Consider the following 18,361-nt stretch of genomic DNA (forward strand, 5'->3'; position numbering starts at 1 on the left):
AATTCAGCAGCAAATGAACCTACGCCACCTAATCCTACAACTAAAACATTTGCATTTTGCAATTTATTTAAACCTTCTTTTTTGAATAAAAGCTCCGCTCTTTCCGTCCATTCTGCCATAATATGTTTATTCGATTATTTACTTCGTCAGTTCGCTAACGCTCGTGTGTTTATTCGGTTATTTGAAAAACAGTTTTAAAGTTAGTTTTAACTATTTCCTGTAATTCTGAAACCTCAATATTTTTATATTTTGCTGCTAATTCGTATACTTCGCCTAATGTTTCCTCGATTGTATCTGTTTCTAGAAAAAATCTATCGTTAGGAACTTGTTTGAAAACAGATTCTAATTCTGGATTTCTTAGCAAATACTTTCCAAACGAAAGATAAAATCCGCTATCTAAAAGCGATTTTGCTATTTGTTCATTTTTAGAAAATCCGTGAATAATCATTGGGACTTCAACTTGTAATTGTTTTTTTATTTCGATAATTTCCTGATAAGCCGAAACACAATGCAAAATTACAGGTTTTTTATATTGCATAGCTAATCTCAATTGCTTTTCAAAAACTTGCGTTTGAATTTCCATCGAAATTTCGATTCTTTTATCTAATCCACATTCGCCAAGAGCCAAACAATTTTGTAATTGCAATTTCTCTTCGATAATTTGTAAATCGCCTTCTACCCTACTTTCATTAATATACCAAGGATGAATTCCTATGGAATAAAACGGAATATTCGCATCAAATTCTTGTGGATATTGATTGACAATTTCCAACACATTCGTGTTGTTAGTAAATTTGTGTGTATGTAAATTGATGAATTTCATTAGTCGTGAAACTTTTTTACACCAGCCAAAATCTCAATTTGTAAATCATTTTCTAGAGGAACAATTGGGCAAGAATACTTCTGATTGCAAGCACAGTAAGGATTGTAAGCTTTATTAAAATCGATAATTACCGTTTCTGATTTTGGAAAACGCATATCGATATATCTTCCGCCAATGTAACTTTCCTTTCCGCAAGTTGAATCTGAAAAAGGTAAAAATAAATAATCTTCATATCCTTTTTGTTTAGATAAATCTATATTTTGATACACATTCAATTTAAAATTTTTACCATCAATCACAAAAAATAATTCTCCGTATTTTATATATTTAGGAAGTCTTGTAGTCGATGTTTTCATTTCGAAAACTTTCTCATTTGTAGCTCTAACAAATTTAGCTTGAACATTAAACTTTTCATTTATTGGATAAAAATCTAATCCTTTAAAAACCTTAAAATCATCTTCTGTAAGAGGACTTTCTGCTTTATTTGCAAACTCTTTATTCAAGTTATCTTGATATTCATGAGAAGTTTCATCTTTTTTATCTTGAGCAAAAGAAAGTAGAAAAGATAAGATTGCAAGTATTGAAAGGTATTTTTTCATCAGTTAATTTTTAGCAAAAATAGTTTAAAAGTTGGAAAGCTACAAAGTTTCAATTTTGTAACTTTGAAAATTATACTTCTATTTTTATGCTTCAAAATATTTTTAACCGCTACGTAGATAACTTCAGAGGCTTTTCTAGAGAGATTTGGATACTTACATTAATCACGTTCATCAATAGAGCTGGAACAATGGTTTTGCCATTTTTATCTAAATATTTGCATGAAGATTTGCATTTTTCGCTCTCTAAAGTTGGAACCATTATGGTCTTTTTTGGTGCTGGTTCGATGCTTGGTTCCTGGTTGGGAGGGAAATTATCTGATAAAATTGGATTTTATCGGATTATGCTTTTTAGTCTTTTTACAAGCGGAATATTACTAATTTGTTTACAATATATTAAAAGTTTTGAAGGATTGTGTGTCGGAATGTTTCTAATTATGGTGGTTTCGGATATGTTTAGACCCGCAATGTTTGTTTCTATTGCAGCTTATTCTAAACCTGAAAACAGAACAAAATCATTAACTTTAGTACGACTTGCTATTAATCTTGGTTTTGCCGCTGGACCAGCAATAGGTGGACTAATTATTATCAGTTTAGGTTATCAGAGCTTATTTTGGATAGATGGTTTAACCTGTATTTTAGCCATTTTAATATTTTGGCTGATGGTAAAAGAAAAGAAAAAATCTACTTATTTAGACAAAGAACATCCAGGAGAAGTACTAACTCAATCGGTTTTTAAAGATAGGATATATTGGATATTTTTAGCTTCTACTCTTATAGTAGGAATTATGTTTTTTCAACTTTTCAATACCATACAAATTTATCATAAACATCAGTTTGGCCTTACTGAATTTCAAACAGGATTGCTACTTACTTTCAACGGAGTTTTGGTGTTTTTTATAGAAATGCCGTTGGTAAATTATATCGAAAGAAAAAAAATTGATAAAATAAAAGTAATCACATTTGGCTGTTTTCTAATGGCAATTAGTTTGTTTTTATTACTCATAAACACATGGGCAGGAATTTTATTAGTCATGATGCTGTTTATGACATTTGCCGAAATGTTTTCGTTTCCTTTTTCAAACGGATTTGCCATGAGCCGAGCGCCTAAACACCAGCAAGGAAGATATATGGCAATTTTTACGATGACTTATAGTTTAGCTCAAATATTAAGTCCAAAAATTGGATTTTCAATAGTTGAAAAATATAGCTATCAAGCCAACTGGTTTTTCATGGGAACCTTAGGGTTAATCGGAACCTTTCTAGGTATTTGGGTTTATAGATTGGTTCAGATTGAAAGAAACAAATCATAATAAACTTAAAAAATAGTTAAATAACTATAAAAATAGTTGCGTAACTAAAATACTAGTTGTAAGTTTGATCTATAAAATATCGAACATGCAAAAATTAACCAATAAAGAAGAAGAAGTAATGCACATTTTATGGAAGCTAAAAAAAGCTTTTGTAAAAGAAGTTTTAGCAGAAATTACCGAAGAAAAACCGCATTATAACACACTTTCAACCATTATAAGAAACCTAGAAGAAAAAGGATTTGTGTCTTATAATGCTTACGGAAACACGCATCAATATTTCCCTATTATAAGTATTGAAGATTACAGAAAGCGTTTTATGAATACTGCAATAGACAATTATTTTGATAGTTCTTACAAGAATATGGTTTCATTTTTCGCTGAAGAAAACAAAATATCTGCTGAGGAATTACGTGAAATATTAGCTATTATCGAACAAAAAAAGTAATATTATGGACGCCATTTTTATTTACTTATTAAAAGCAAACTTGCTAATTGCCATGTTTTATTTGGCCTATTATTTTTTGGTTCAAAAAGAAACATTTTTTAATAGTAATCGATGGTTTTTATTATCAGGATTATTTACATCAGTTTTAATTCCGTTATTTTTTATAAAAAAAATAGTAATTATAGAAACTCCAAAATTAGTTGCAAATAATTTATCATCAATATCCACTAGCATTAATCCCGTGATTGCTGAGTCAATAAATTGGTACACTATATTAGTAGCCGTTTATGTAATAATTTCAATCATTTTAATATTAAAAATAGCGTCAGAATTAGTTTCATTTTTCAAATTAATAAAAAACAAAAAAATAACAGTAAACAAACCTTTTGCGATGGTTGATGTTGATGAAAATATAAGTCCGTTTTCATTTTTTAAATACATCGTGTTCAATTCTACAAAATATTCAAATTCAGAATTAGAAAATATCCTGAATCACGAAAAAGTACACAGCAAAGAAAAACATTCGTTAGATGTTTTAATAGCGAAAGTAATTTGTACTCTTTTTTGGTTCAATCCATTTGTTTGGTTGTACAAAAAAGCCGTTATTCAAAACCTAGAATATATTGCCGACCAAAAAGCAATACAAAATATTGAAGATAAAAAAGCGTATCAGATGACGCTTTTAAAAGTAGTTACTGATCACAACTGCTTGTCGATTACCAACTCATTTTATCAATCATTAATCAAAAAACGAATTGTTATGTTAAACAAAAATCAATCACAGAAAAGAAATTTATGGAAGTATACTTTGATACTTCCTGTTTTAATTGCCTTTGTAATGCTATTTCAAATTAAAGTTATAGCTCAAGAAAAAATAACACATCACAAAGACAAATCATCAGGTACAAAACAAGTATCAGAAATGACTTGGACAAAAGATACTCCAGATGATGAAATTAAAAATGATGTCAAGTCAATGAAAAAAATGGACATTGAAGTTAATTATTCTGATATTAAAAGAAATTCTCAAGGTGAAATTACAGCCATAAAAATTGAATATAAAGACAAAAGTGGTAAAACAGGAAATTTACTATACTCTGGTGACACACCAATTAGACCAATTGTTTTGCGTAAAGAAATAGATGCAAATAATAACACTAAAATTAGCTTAGGGAAATTAAGTGAGTTATCTCAGCTAGTTAATTTAAATCAAGAATTTCCAGTTCCGCCAACTCCACCAACACCGCCAGTTGCTCCTCGTATGGGTAAACTTCCTGAACCGCCTACAGCTCCAGATTTCCCATCTCCTCCCAATATCCCAGCGCCAACAGATCCTAATGATAAAAAAGCTTGGAAGAAATATGAAGAAAAAATGCAAAAGTTTGAAGAATCTTGGAATACTGAAGAAATGAAGAAATATGAGATTAGTATGAAAGCTTACGAAAAAGAAATTGAAGCTTACCAGCCTGACATGACTGCTTTTGAAAAAGAAATGGAAGAATTTGAGGCTAAAATGGAAAAATACCAAGAGGCTATAGAAGTCTATCAAGAAAAAATACAAGAGTCTTCGAGAAAAAAATAATTGTATAAAAAATGCCATCTCAAACGGATGGCATTTTTTTATAAAATAAATATTTTTTTATTTCCTTTTTATAACTCTTTCTACAGCTTCAACAATTGCTTGGTTGTTTAGTTTGTATTTTTCCATGAGTTGTTCTGGAGTTCCGCTTTCGCCAAAACTATCGTTTACCGCTACAAATTCTTGCGGAGCTGGATTGTTTAATGCTAAAACTCTAGCAACACTTTCTCCTAATCCGCCAAGGATATTATGTTCTTCGGCAGTAACAATACATTTTGTTTTTGCTAATGATTTTAAAATAGCAGCTTCATCTAAAGGTTTAATAGTATGAATATTTATTACCTCAGCTGAAATTCCTTTAGCTTCTAGTGCTTCAGCAGCGATTAATGCTTCCCAAACTAAATGTCCAGTAGCAACAATAGTTACATCAGTTCCTTCGTTTAATAAAATTGCTTTTCCAATTTCAAATTTTTCGTCGGCAGGCATAAAGTTAGGTACAACTGGGCGACCAAAACGCAAATAAACTGGACCATGGTGGTCTGCAATGGCAAGAGTTGCTGCTTTAGTCTGATTGTAATCGCAAGTATTGATTACAGTCATTCCTGGTAACATTTTCATTAAACCAATATCTTCAAGAATTTGGTGGGTTGCACCATCTTCACCTAGTGTTAAACCAGCGTGAGAAGCGCAAATTTTAACATTTTTATCAGAATAAGCTACTGATTGACGGATTTGATCGTAAACTCTTCCTGTCGAAAAGTTAGCAAATGTTCCTGTAAATGGAATTTTTCCACCAATAGTTAAACCAGCTGCAATTCCAATCATGTTTGCTTCTGCAATTCCGATTTGGAAAAAACGTTCTGGATGATTTTTCTTGAAATCATCAAATTTTAAAGAACCAATTAAGTCGGCACAAAGTGCTACTACATTTTCGTTTGTTTGTCCTAATTCTGTCATTCCAGCACCAAAACCCGAACGAGTGTCTTTGCTTCCTGTATTTATATATTTTTTCATTTATTTTTAATTGAAAGATTAAAAAATTGAAAGATTAAAAATTCTGCAATCAGATATTGTTAATCTACAATCTTAATTCTAGTAGTCTCCTAAAGTTTCTGGGTTTTGAGCTAATGCATTTTCTAACTGTGCATCATTAGGCGCTTTTCCATGCCAAGCATGAGAATACATCATATAGTCTACTCCATTACCCATTTCAGTATATAATAATACACAAACTGGTTTACCTTTTCCAGTTCTAGATTTAGCATCATTCATACCAGCAATAATAGCATCAATGTTATTTCCCTCTTTAATTTCAAGAACATCCCAATCGAAAGCTTCAAATTTAGCTTTAATACTTCCCATGTTTAACACTTCGTCGGTAGTACCGTCAATTTGTTTTCCATTTAAGTCAATTGTAGCTATAAGATTGTCTACTTTTTTAGCAGAAGCATACATAATAGCTTCCCAGTTTTGTCCTTCTTGTAATTCACCATCACCATGTAGTGTGTAAATTAAATTTTTATCACCATTAAGTTTTTTAGCTTGAGCGGCTCCAATTCCTACAGACAGACCTTGCCCAAGTGATCCCGAAGCTATTCTTACACCAGGAAGATGATCATGGGTTGTTGGATGACCTTGTAAACGAGTGTTTATTTTTCTAAAAGTTGCCAATTCAGCAACTGGGAAATAACCGCTACGTGCTAAAACGCTGTAAAAAACTGGAGAAATATGACCGTTAGATAGAAAGAATAAATCTTCCCCATGACCGTTCATGTCAAAGCCTTCGTTACGATTCATTAAATTTTGGTACAATGCAACTAGGAATTCCGTGCAACCTAGAGAACCACCTGGATGACCTGAATTTACTGCATGAACCATTCGAAGGATGTCTCTACGAACTTGTGTTGTTAAATCGTGTAGTTGTTGTGTGTTAGACATTATGTTGAGTATAAATTAATTTGCACACAAAAGTAATTTTATTTTCGGGTTGAGGCAAACGATTTTTTTATAAGTTGTAAAATGTTTTAAACAAAATGAAGAAGTAAATAGACTGACTCTTTTAGAGTCACATCCAAAAAAGAAATAAAAATTTAATTCTAATAGGATAGTTATCACAAATAAATCTAAAATCTAAAACCTAAAATCTAAAATAAATTATCTTTGTGCACAGAAAAAAGCCTATATGAAGTTCGATTTACTTAAAAAAGACCCACAAACTAAAGCTAGAGCGGGAACAATTACTACAGATCACGGGGTGATTGAAACTCCAATTTTTATGCCTGTTGGTACCGTTGCATCGGTAAAAGGAGTGCATCAAAGAGAACTTAAAGAAGAAATAAATCCAGATATTATTCTTGGAAATACGTACCATTTGTATTTACGCCCACAAACTGCCATTCTTGAAAAAGCAGGAGGTTTGCATAAGTTTATGAATTGGGACAGAAATATTTTGACCGATTCTGGAGGATATCAAGTGTATTCTCTTTCCGCTAATAGAAAAATTAAGGAAGAAGGTGTTAAGTTTAAATCACATATTGATGGTTCGTATCATTTTTTTACACCTGAAAATGTAATGGAAATTCAGCGTACTATTGGTGCTGATATTATCATGGCTTTTGATGAATGTACACCATATCCTTGTGATTATCGTTATGCGCAGCGTTCGATGAAAATGACCCACCGTTGGTTAGATCGTTGTATTTCGCATTTAGAGAAAGTACCAACAAAATATGGTTATGACCAAACATTTTTTCCTATTGTACAAGGAAGTTGTTATAAAGATCTGCGTGAACAATCGGCAGAATATATTGCCAATGCTGGAGCGCAAGGAAATGCCATTGGAGGGCTTTCGGTAGGAGAACCAGCAGAAGAAATGTATGCCATGACCGAAATTGTAACTGCAATTTTACCAGAAGACAAACCTAGATATTTGATGGGTGTGGGAACACCAATAAATATATTAGAAAATATTGCTCTTGGAATTGATATGTTCGATTGTGTGATGCCAACAAGAAATGCTCGAAACGGAATGTTGTTTACAGCAAACGGAACGATAAATATTAAAAATAAAAAATGGGAAGATGATTTTTCTCCCGTTGATGAAATGGGGCTCACTTTTGTAGATACAGAGTATTCAAAAGCATATTTACGTCATCTTTTTGCTGCAAATGAATACCTTGGTAAACAAATTGCGACTATACATAATCTTGGTTTTTATATGTGGTTGGTTCGTGAAGCCAGAAAGCATATCATAGCTGGGGATTTCCGTGAATGGAAAGAAATGATGGTAAAAAACATGAGCCAGAGATTGTAATTTTGTGGATTTGGTTATTCGGTTATTTGTGAGCCGAATAACCAAATAAACGAATAACCAAATAAACTTTTTAGATGCTAACAATACTAGACAAATACATTCTCAAAAGATATTTAGCCACTTTTTCGGTGATGTTGCTTTTGTTTATTCCTATTGGGATTACTGTCGATGTAGCTGAAAAAATAAATAAAATACTTGAAAACAAAGTTCCGTTAGGCAAGGTTTTATCTTATTATGTCGATTTTGTAATTTATTTTACTAATTTTTTATTTCCTATTTTTTTGTTTTTGTCTATTATTTGGTTCACGGCTAAACTGGCAAATAATACGGAAATTATAGCAATGCTAAGCTCTGGGATTTCTTTCAGAAGATTTTTGCGTCCATACATTATTGGTGCTACAATAGTATCTCTTTTTGCATTATTAATGGGCTTTTTTCTCGCTCCAAAAGCTAGCGAAGGTTTCAAAAACTTTAGATACTTATATCTAATTGGTGACGGCCGAAAAGAAATGCGAGAAACGAATGATGTTTACAGGCAAATTAGTGATACTGAGTTTATATATGTTAGCAATTTTAATCCAGAAGCAAAAACAGGATATAATTTTGTTTATGAAAAGTTTAACGGAGAAAAATTAATCTACAAAATTTCTGCATCATCAATACAATGGAATTCAGGGATCAAAAGATATACTTTATCAAATTATAACAAAAGATCAATTGGCGAATTAGACGATACAATTGAAACTGAAAATTCAAAACAAATGAAGTTTAATTTCGATTTAGAAGATTTGACTCCAGTAGTTTATATTGCAGAAACTTTAAATTTGACAGATTTAAACAAATTTATCGAAAAAGAAAAAAACCGTGGTTCTTCAAATATTAATACTTATTTAGTTGTAAAGTACAGAAAATATAGCATTCCGATTTCGGCATTTATATTAACTATTATTGCGGTAGCTGTTTCTTCTATGAAACGTCGAGGCGGAATGGGAATTAATCTCGCATTGGGTATAGCCATAGCATTTAGCTATATTTTTCTAGATAAAATTTTCAGTACAATGGCTGAAAAATCAGCTATTCCACCAATAATTGCAGTTTGGATACCTAATACAGTTTTTGGAATTCTTGCTTTTTATTTGCTTCGAAATGCAAAAAGATAATACCTTAAACAGCTACTTTCTTCTTCACTTTATTGTGTTTATATGGGGATTTACTGCAGTTTTAGGCGCCTTAATTTCGCTTGAAGCATTACCGCTAGTTTGGTATCGAATGCTATTTGCAACTGGTTTTATTTTAATTTTTATTTGGTTCAAGAAAATACCCTTAAAACTTTCAAAAAAAACAATTCTAGGTCTTCTTTTTGCAGGACTAATTATTGCCTTGCATTGGCTCACTTTTTTTAAAGCCATAAAAGAATCTAATATTTCGGTCACATTAGCTTGTTTATCTACTGGCGCATTTTTTACTTCGTTACTAGAACCACTTTTTTATAAACGCAAAATAATTGCATATGAAGTTTTCTTCGGACTAATAGTAATTCTGGGATTATATATTATATTTAAAGTAGAAGGAAACTATTTTTTGGGAATAATTTTGGCTTTAAGTTCCGCCTTTTTATCGGCTCTTTTTTCAGTAATAAATGGAAAATATGCAGTTAAATACAATCCTACAATAATTTCTTTTTATGAAATTTTTGGTGGCGTATTATTTCTATCAATTTACTTACTATTTACTCAAAGTTTTACCGAAAGTTTTTTTACAATTTCGATGAATGATTTTTTATGGTTGCTAGTTTTAAGTTCCGTTTGCACAGCTTATGCATTCATAGCTTCTGTTGGCGTGATGAAATATTTAAGCCCATATACCGTAATGCTTACCATAAATCTCGAACCAGTTTACGGTATAATTCTAGCGCTTATTGTCTTTAATGATAAAGAAAAAATGAGCACACAATTCTACATTGGCGCATTAATAATCTTATCAACAGTAATTTTAAACGGAATTCTAAAAAAAAGAAAAAAGAAAACTAGTTCATAATAGACTGAATTATAATTAGCTACAATCTAAAATTGATATTATCTTAAAAATTACTTAATAACTCGATTGAAAATTTTATCTTTGTTTATTAAAATTTGAAATAAAACACGAAAATGGTATGGAATATTTAGATTTTGAATTACCTATAAAAGAGCTCATAGACCAGTTAGACAAATGTCAAATTATTGGTCAAGAATCAGATGTTGATGTTACAGAGACTTGTAAACAAATCAACCAAAAATTAGAAGATACCAAGAAAGATATATACGGAAATCTTACCGCTTGGCAACGAGTACAATTATCACGTCATCCTAGTCGTCCTTATACTTTAGAGCATATAACGAACCTTACAAAAGGAACTTTTCTTGAACTTTTTGGCGACAGAAACTTCAAAGATGACAAAGCCATGATTGGTGGTCTAGGAAAAATAGGAGACCAGTCTTTTATGTTTGTAGGACAACAAAAAGGTATTAATACAAAAATGCGTCAATTTCGTAATTTTGGTATGCCAAATCCTGAAGGTTATCGTAAAGCCTTGCGATTAATGAAAATGGCAGAAAAATTTAATATTCCTGTAGTTACATTAATAGATACTCCTGGAGCATTTCCTGGAATTGAAGCAGAAGAAAGAGGTCAAGGAGAGGCTATTGCAAGAAATATTCTTGAAATGGTAAGACTTAAAGTGCCAATTATTTGTGTTATTGTAGGTGAAGGAGCATCTGGTGGCGCATTAGGAATAGGCGTTGGAGATAGAGTTTTGATGATGGAAAACACATGGTACTCGGTGATTTCTCCAGAATCTTGCTCATCCATTTTGTGGAAAAGCTGGGAATATAAAGAACAAGCTGCAGAGGCATTAAAATTAACTTCAGCTGATATGAAAAGACAAAAATTAGTCGATGATATTATACCAGAACCATTAGGAGGTGCACATTATGATAAAGCAACTGCTTTCAAAACGGTCGAAGAATATATTCTTAAAGCTTTCAACGAACTTAAAGACTTATCAACAACCGATTTAGTTTCTCAAAGAATGGATAAATACAGTAAAATGGGCGAATACAACGAGTAAAATACTTACTAATATACTATCAATCCGAAGTCTTATGGTTTCGGATTTTTTTTTGGTTATTAACAATAATAAATAGTTGTCAACATTTTTTTACTAACAATTCAAAAGTGATTTTTTTTATTTTTTCACTACTTTCGCAATATGGAAAATTTCAAGAATATAAACCCTGTAAGAGTAGATAAAACTACGATTATAAACCTAGAAAAAGGAAAGCTACCACCACAAGTTCTCGATTTAGAAGAAGCTGTGCTTGGTGCTATGATGATTGATAAAAAAGGGGTTGATGAAGTGATTGATATTTTACAACCTGAAGCTTTTTATAAAGATGGACACAAATACATTTTTGAAGCCATTGTCACTTTATTTAATGATTCCCAACCTGTCGATTTATTGACGGTTTCTGCTCAATTGCGAAAAATGAGCAAACTGGATTTGGCTGGTGGCGATTTTTATTTAATTCAACTTACCCAAAAAATATCATCTTCAGCACATATCGAATTTCACTCAAGGATTATTTTACAAAAATACATTCAAAGAAGTTTGATAAAAATATCTTCAGAAATTATTGAAGAATCCTACGACGAAACTACTGATGTTTTCGATTTGCTAGACAAAGCCGAATCGAAATTATACGAAGTAACACAAGGAAATATAAAACGAAGTTCTGAAACGGCACAAAGTTTAGTAATTCAAGCCAAGAAACGTATCGAAGAAATTGCTGGTAAAGAAGGACTTTCCGGAATTGCCACTGGTTTCGAAAAACTGGATAAAGTAACCTCAGGCTGGCAACCCTCTGATTTAATAATTATTGCAGCAAGACCCGGGATGGGAAAAACTGCATTCGTACTTTCAATGGCGAGAAATGTGGCTATCGATTTTGGTCACGCTGTGGCTTTATTCTCGTTAGAGATGTCTTCGGTTCAGTTAATAACACGTTTAATTTCTTCCGAAACAGGTTTGTCTTCAGAGAAGTTAAGAACTGGGAAACTCGAAAAACACGAATGGGAACAACTTAGTGTTAAGGTAAAAGATCTCGAAAAAGCACCTTTGTATATCGATGATTCTCCGTCGCTTTCTATTTTTGATTTACGTGCCAAAGCCAGACGTTTGAAGTCGCAACATGATATCAAAATCATTATTGTCGATTATCTTCAATTAATGACTGCTGGCGGAAGCGGAAAAGGACCTGGAAATCGTGAGCAAGAAATATCGACTATTTCTCGAAATTTAAAAGCTTTGGCCAAAGAATTGGAAGTGCCTGTAATAGCACTTTCACAATTATCGCGTGCTGTTGAAACTCGTGGATCAAGCAAACGACCTTTGCTTTCTGACCTTCGTGAATCTGGAGCAATCGAGCAAGATGCGGATATTGTTTCGTTTATTTATCGCCCAGAATATTATAAAATTGATGAATGGGATGATGACGAACATTCACCAACACAAGGTCAAGCCGAATTTATTATAGCCAAACACCGTAACGGTAGTCTAGAAAATGTCCGACTGAAATTTATTGGAAACCTAGGTAAATTTGATAATCTTGAGGATTATTCTGGCGGAGATGATTATTTGCCATCAACAATGAATTTAGGTCAAGACGATAATCCTTTTCAGACTAAAAACTTACCATCTGCTAACGAAGCTTTTGGAAGTAGTTCTAATAATTTTGATGACGATAGTGATGTCCCTTTTTAAGAAAAAATTATAAAATAAAATGAGGCTTCTTTTTAGGAAGCCTCATTTAGTTTAAAACTGTTTTAAAACTATTGTTTTATCAACTTCATCGTTTTAGTTTCATTATTATCATTAGTGACTTTCATCAAATAAATACCTCTTGGATACTTACTTAAATCTAGTTTTGTAATTCCTAAATCGATAGTTTCAGATTTGATTATTTTTCCAATCAAATCATAAACAACTATATTACCTCGTGTTTCACTATTTATTGAAAACACATCACTTGAAGGATTTGGGTACACTGATAATTTTGATGAGAATTCGAAATCTGCAGCATTTAAAAATGTAGAACAAGTATTTCCTGTTGTTACACCACCAGTTCCTATCCAATTAGAAGTTGTTCCTGCAAGTGTAAAATTGTTTAATGTTCCAGTATTAGAATTTCCACTAGAATCGGTGAGTGTATTTATTGTAGTATTGCTTGCGTTATCAATTCCTTGATTAAATTTATAATAAGCAACTAATCCTGTTTGTCCTGAACCTAATTCACAATTTAAATTATTTTGAATTTCAGCTTGAGGCAAAGCACGATTCCAAACACGGACTTCGTCTATTTTACCACCAAAAGCAAAAGAAGCATTTGCAACAGCATCTTGTGGTGTTCCAATATAAAGTGCGTTTGTATTGGTAACCGGTGGTGCAACTCCTGTATAAGTAGCATCTAAAACTCCATTTATGTATATATTAACAATACCATTTTTAAATGTTGCCGCAACATGTGTCCAAGTATTTTGGCTTATAGTACTGGTACTAAAATATTCTCTATTTCCAAATCGTAAAGCTAATTTGTTATTTTGGTATATCCAAAAAGAATATCCTGTGCTTGTTGCAAAAACATCTTTACCAATTATACAATCATCTGTATTTAAAACATTTCTATACACCATTGCTTCCAAAGAAATATTTCCTGTAATATTCAATAAAGCAGAATTCCCGCAATTTACATAATCGTTTACTCCATCAAAATCTAATCCAGCACCATTAATATTTACTTGAACCGATCTTCTAAGACTTTCGCAACCTGATATGGTTTGAGAAACATAATACAAACCAGTTACTAATGGAGTTGTACTTACTAAAGCAGTTCCACCTGTTGAAACTACATACCATTTTAAAGCAGTTCCTGTTGCTACAAGATTGGCAACAGTAGCCCCTGTATTAAAAGTTTGAGGGGAAGTAGCCGTTGGTATAGCCGTTGTGTTTACTGTTACAGTTACAGCCGTTCTAGGGCTCTCGCAAGTTCCAGTAGTTTGTGTCACATAGTAAGTTCCAGTAGCTAATGCTGTAGTAGAAACCAAAGCGGTTCCGCCAGTAGCTACATTATACCATTTGATAGTGGTTCCAGTTGCCGTTAAATTGGCAACTGTTGAGCCTGTACAAAAAACTTGAGGACTTGTAACCGACAAAGGAGCTGGACTCATCGTTCCTGTAACCACACCTCCTGGTGTTACCCAGTTTGAGGTAGCTCCTGTAAAGGCAAAATTAGTAAGTGTTCCAGTATTTGTATTACCACTAGAGTCTGTTAGAGTAGTTATTGTAACATTGTTTCCAGATGCAACTCCTTGATTAAATTTGTAATAGGCTACCAGTCCTACTTGTCCAGAAGGTAACTCTCCATTCATATTATTTTGAATTTCGCATTGTGGTAAAACTCTATTCCAAATGCGAACTTCATCCATTTTACCACCAAGTAGATTTTGAAGCGCATCAAAAGAACCAAGTCGCAAAGCACTACCACCAATAAAAGTAGGCACGCTTGCATTTGTTGAAACTAAAGCTCCATTTTTATATAATTTCATCGTAGTTGTTGCTGCATCATAAGTCAAAGCAACATGATACCAAGTATTGGCTACTATAGGAGTTGGATCTTGCACTGCATTCCAAGTGCCATTGTGTCCCGCAGACAATCTGTTTCCATAGCTAGTTGAAGGATACAATGCATGTTGCCCATCAGCGCCTCCAGAAATAAGATTGTTTTGAAGTCCTAAGTTTGAAACATAAAACCAAGCTTCTTTAGTATAAGTTGCCGGCATGATATTTCCCACTTGTACATAATCGTTTGCACCGTCAAAAGATAATGCTGCACCTGCTTGACTAAACATAGTATTGGTAAATAAAACAACAACCAAAGTGGTTATTATTTTAGTGAAAATTTTTCTTCCAATTGAAACATGTTTTTTTGTTCTAAGTACAATTTTTCTCATAATTTATTTTTTGTGTTAATATTTAAAAAAAAGTATTACCTCGGTAATCCTTTAAATCAGATTACAAAGTTGGTGTAATACAAAATGAATTCATATAGGGGGAAACCCCTGATTTTTGATTATATAAAAAGACTTCCAAAAAATATTTTGGAAGCCTTAATTTATTTAAAACAGTTTTAAAACTATTGTTTAATCAATTTCAAGGTTTTAGTTTCATTATTTTCATTAGTCACTTTCATCAAATAAATTCCACTTGGATAATCGCTTAAATCTAGTTTTGTAATCCCTAAATCGATGGTTTCAGATTTAATAATTTTTCCAATTAAATCATAAACAACTATATTACCACTAGTATCACTGTTTATTGAAAACAAATCACTTGAAGGATTAGGATATACTGACAATTTAGATGAGAAATTATAACTTTCATTTCCAAGAGTTCCTGAAAATTCTGATGCTCCAATGTCTGGAGTGGTTACATCTCTTGTTATGCCAAAATAGTCCGTAGTTATTGCTGGTGATGTTATTGGCAAACCAGCATTATTGGCAACCGATACTACACCATCTGCCAATCGTAAAAAATCTACATTAGAACCATCTGTACTTGTAAAAGGTGTACTTGTTTCGGTAACAGAGTTTTGGTCACGTGTTGCCATTCTGGCTTTGAATGCCGCAAGTGTTGTATCGCTGTTTGCTCCATCAGAAAAAATAACAGGTGCATAAAGCAAATTATTATTTGATGAAGTATCGTAAGAAGTAGCATAAATAGCACAATATAGTGCTCTTGCACTTCCTGTACCAGATACTACCGATTTGTTAATAAATATATTGTTTCTAGAAATTAACGTTCCAGACGAGTTAAAGAATACCGCATTAGAACCTGAATTTCCTGCATTTTTTACCGTTTCGTTTAGCAAAATTGTGTTGTAATACAAACTGGCACTTCCAGTGTTAAGAAGAAGTCCATTTACCCCATTTGGAGAAGTTAAATTTGGTGCTCTTAAATCTGAAATTACATTATTGTAAACCGTTGTATTTCCTGCCGCAGTATTAATTGCTCCAATTGTACCAAGAGAATTAGTAGAAAGATTATATATTTTATTATTAAAAATAGTATTGGTAGGCGAATCCAGACGTATGCCTCTTATTGTACTATTATTAGTAATATTGCTACCAGAAATAACAAGATTATAAATGCTGTTGTTTCCTATTGATACTGTACCAGTTAAACAAATTATTCCATAAAAAGTAGAACCGCCAGCACCGCCAGTACTAGTTGCAAAATTGAATATTTGGTTGTAGCCCATTGTTTTTATTCCTGTACCTCCAGCATCTAAAATTCCAAAAATAGTTCCAGTAGACGGAATAGAAAGATTCTTTATTATATTAGAATTTAAGTTTGTATTTGTACTATTAGAATTCAGCCCATAAATAATTCCTGCTGAACCTGCTATTGAAAATTTAAGATTATCTATGGTGTTTTCTGAGGCGTTCCAGTTGGTTGCTCCAATACTCAAACCATATAAATTCCCACTCATTCCTGTCATAACAATATTTCTGATACTATTACCAATTGTGTTTATAGTGGCTATATTTGAGTTATTCATAATGCCATTTACATCTCCAGTTCCTGCTAAAGGAACACCTACAATCCCTTCTATGGTATTGTAATTCATGTTTAATACGCTAGGCGTAGAATTGTTTGCTATACCAATAACATTTCCCGAAGTACGATTTGTATTACCTAAATTTATAACGTTATCACTTATGTTTACTGTTCCTGTGCCAGTACCTGTATTATTGACGATGCAATACAATGAAGAGGTTCCGCTAGCGCTTTGTAGCTTTATTGCATTGTATGTAATATTTACATTGGCATTATTACCTCCACCTGATACATTTATTCCATACAAAGTATATAGCGTATTTACGCCTGTACCCGTATTATTGTCTATTATATTTCGGGTAATTAAAACATTCCACTGGTTGTTTGCGGTTATGCCGGTTGCAAATGAACCTGCGGTTGCACCACCACCAAAATTTCGAATGGTATTTGATTCGCCAATTATGTTATTATAATCGTCATTAGGTGAAATATTCCCAAAACCATACAAGTGTATACCATTATTCCCACCATCTATTATATTTCCTGCTATTTGATTATTAGAATTGGCACCTGCAACACTAGTTGGTGTTAGAGAGGTTGTTGCTGCCGTTGGTGTCGAATTGACCATAATAATTCCTGTTGCACCAGCAGGCATAGGGCCACTTCCTGGAGCAAAATTGATACGTTGCATTGTAATATTGTTCTCATAAATGGCATTTTCGTTGCAACCATCGGTAGCACTGGCTTTAAACAAACCAATACCAAATTCCATAGTAGCTGGGTTGGTCGTATTGCCATCTACAAGCACAAAATAACCAAAATAGATGTTGTTTGCTCCAACAAGTTTTACCATTCCATCTGGGCTTGCACTAGCAGGAGTTGCATTTCCTACTCCTGCATTTATAGTAGAGGAACCATTTCCTGATATGAAAATTCTGAAAGTACTTCCTGCCATAGCGGCGTTCAAAGTGGCGCTACCAATTGTAAATCCTTTTACAGGAGCGGTTTCTGACCCAGAATTGCCATTAATAAAAACGTTTCCACTAACTGCTGTAATAGCATTTACGGCAGTAAGCAAGTTGTCTAACGAGGTGTAGGAAGTTGCTAAATTTGGCGTTGTGTTAGTATTCCCTGTTACATTAAATGTAATTTGTGCGTTTGCATTTGTAATGCTTAACACCATAAAAAACAGTAGCATTGCCATTGTTTTTAACCAATTTTTTCCTTTTGTAAAGGAATGTTTTTGATTTTTGAGTAAGATTTTGTTCATAAAAATTGGTTTTTAAAATTAATTACGTTTTTGAATTTTTTAATTATGTGTTTTAATCTTCTAAATTCAGATTACAAAGTTGACCTAATAGAAAATGAATTCATATAGGGGGAAACCCCTGATTTTTGACAAACACTTTTTTATGCGATTTAATTAGATACTTTTGTTAAAAAAAAATATACAAATGTTTAAAGACACCATAAAATCGTCCAGACTTCTTTTGCTACTTGCTGTTATAACTTTATTATATGCTTGTAATGACAAGAAAGACAATGGAGTGGTTTTTGTAAAAGAAATTCCAGCCAAAGAAAATACTACCAAAGCCTATTTACATCAAGTAGAAAACTATAAAAAAGATAAAAATTATTT

Annotated in this window: 15 protein-coding genes and 1 pseudogene; 9 read left to right on the top strand and 7 right to left on the bottom strand. The window is 32.5% G+C overall.

The features are described from left to right. From ACHZC3_RS13055 to ACHZC3_RS13065, 3 genes and pseudogenes are all read right to left on the bottom strand, one after another. A pseudogene (locus ACHZC3_RS13055) lies at positions 1–119 on the bottom strand (tRNA threonylcarbamoyladenosine dehydratase); the annotation flags it as partial. Positions 120–169: 50 nt separating this feature from the next. Next, complete coding sequence (locus ACHZC3_RS13060; protein WP_394760320.1) at positions 170–823, bottom strand: TatD family hydrolase; 654 nt, start codon at positions 821–823, stop codon at positions 170–172. Continuing rightward, positions 823–1,422: a DUF1684 domain-containing protein gene (locus ACHZC3_RS13065; protein ID WP_394760321.1), complete on the bottom strand. Its 600-nt coding sequence runs from the start codon at positions 1,420–1,422 to the stop codon at positions 823–825. The genes ACHZC3_RS13060 and ACHZC3_RS13065 overlap by 1 nt, the downstream gene beginning before the upstream one ends. 86 nt (positions 1,423–1,508) lie before the next feature. On the opposite strand from ACHZC3_RS13065, the gene ACHZC3_RS13070 reads away from it, so the two are divergent. The 3 genes from ACHZC3_RS13070 (at position 1,509) to ACHZC3_RS13080 (ending at position 4,759) form a co-directional block, all read left to right on the top strand. Beyond that, the gene (locus ACHZC3_RS13070; protein ID WP_394760322.1) at positions 1,509–2,732 is read left to right on the top strand and encodes an MDR family MFS transporter; all 1,224 of its coding nucleotides are present in this window, start codon (positions 1,509–1,511) and stop codon (positions 2,730–2,732) included. Between the two features lie 85 nt (positions 2,733–2,817). Then, positions 2,818–3,177 (top strand): BlaI/MecI/CopY family transcriptional regulator, encoded by a 360-nt coding sequence (locus tag ACHZC3_RS13075; RefSeq protein WP_394760324.1) that lies wholly within the window; start codon positions 2,818–2,820, stop codon positions 3,175–3,177. Between the two features lie 4 nt (positions 3,178–3,181). Beyond that, entirely contained in the window at positions 3,182–4,759 is a 1,578-nt protein-coding gene (locus ACHZC3_RS13080) for a M56 family metallopeptidase (protein WP_394760325.1), read from the top strand. Positions 4,760–4,816: 57 nt separating this feature from the next. Here ACHZC3_RS13080 and ACHZC3_RS13085 read toward each other — a convergent pair whose 3' ends face one another. Together ACHZC3_RS13085 and ACHZC3_RS13090 are read right to left on the bottom strand one after the other, a co-directional pair. Continuing rightward, complete coding sequence (locus tag ACHZC3_RS13085) at positions 4,817–5,770, bottom strand: transketolase family protein (RefSeq protein ID WP_394760327.1); 954 nt, start codon at positions 5,768–5,770, stop codon at positions 4,817–4,819. A 78-nt stretch (positions 5,771–5,848) separates the two neighbouring features. Continuing rightward, positions 5,849–6,694 carry a transketolase gene (locus ACHZC3_RS13090; protein ID WP_394760329.1) on the bottom strand — a complete coding sequence of 282 codons (846 nt, stop codon included), beginning with the start codon at positions 6,692–6,694 and terminating at the stop codon, positions 5,849–5,851. A gap of 244 nt (positions 6,695–6,938) precedes the next feature. On the opposite strand from ACHZC3_RS13090, the gene tgt reads away from it, so the two are divergent. The 5 genes from tgt to dnaB all read left to right on the top strand — a co-directional run bounded on the left by tgt (position 6,939) and on the right by dnaB (position 12,870). Then, positions 6,939–8,069 (top strand): tRNA guanosine(34) transglycosylase Tgt, encoded by a 1,131-nt coding sequence (gene tgt / locus ACHZC3_RS13095; RefSeq protein ID WP_394760330.1) that lies wholly within the window; start codon positions 6,939–6,941, stop codon positions 8,067–8,069. A 74-nt stretch (positions 8,070–8,143) separates the two neighbouring features. Continuing rightward, positions 8,144–9,229: an LptF/LptG family permease gene (locus ACHZC3_RS13100; RefSeq protein ID WP_394760331.1), complete on the top strand. Its 1,086-nt coding sequence runs from the start codon at positions 8,144–8,146 to the stop codon at positions 9,227–9,229. Further along, positions 9,216–10,106, top strand: coding sequence for a DMT family transporter (locus ACHZC3_RS13105; protein WP_394760333.1), 891 nt, complete (start codon positions 9,216–9,218; stop codon positions 10,104–10,106). The genes ACHZC3_RS13100 and ACHZC3_RS13105 overlap by 14 nt, the downstream gene beginning before the upstream one ends. Positions 10,107–10,224: 118 nt before the next feature. Next, positions 10,225–11,178, top strand: coding sequence for an acetyl-CoA carboxylase carboxyltransferase subunit alpha (locus ACHZC3_RS13110; protein WP_394760334.1), 954 nt, complete (start codon positions 10,225–10,227; stop codon positions 11,176–11,178). 141 nt (positions 11,179–11,319) lie between these two features. Then, positions 11,320–12,870 carry a replicative DNA helicase gene (gene dnaB / locus ACHZC3_RS13115; protein WP_394760335.1) on the top strand — a complete coding sequence of 517 codons (1,551 nt, stop codon included), beginning with the start codon at positions 11,320–11,322 and terminating at the stop codon, positions 12,868–12,870. 68 nt (positions 12,871–12,938) lie between these two features. Here the strand turns inward: dnaB and ACHZC3_RS13120 are convergent, their stop codons facing one another. Together ACHZC3_RS13120 and ACHZC3_RS13125 are read right to left on the bottom strand one after the other, a co-directional pair. Further along, on the bottom strand, positions 12,939–15,116 hold the full coding sequence (locus ACHZC3_RS13120; RefSeq protein WP_394760337.1) for a LamG-like jellyroll fold domain-containing protein: 2,178 nt from the start codon (positions 15,114–15,116) through the stop codon (positions 12,939–12,941). A gap of 182 nt (positions 15,117–15,298) precedes the next feature. Continuing rightward, entirely contained in the window at positions 15,299–17,992 is a 2,694-nt protein-coding gene (locus tag ACHZC3_RS13125; protein ID WP_394760338.1) for a T9SS type A sorting domain-containing protein, read from the bottom strand. A gap of 184 nt (positions 17,993–18,176) precedes the next feature. Between ACHZC3_RS13125 and ACHZC3_RS13130 the strand changes: the two genes are divergently transcribed. Continuing rightward, positions 18,177–18,361 (top strand): hypothetical protein (locus tag ACHZC3_RS13130; RefSeq protein WP_394760339.1); only part of this gene is annotated, 185 nt, incomplete at its 3' end.

Source organism: Flavobacterium sp. (assembly GCF_043720215.1).
Taxonomy (GTDB): domain Bacteria; phylum Bacteroidota; class Bacteroidia; order Flavobacteriales; family Flavobacteriaceae; genus Flavobacterium.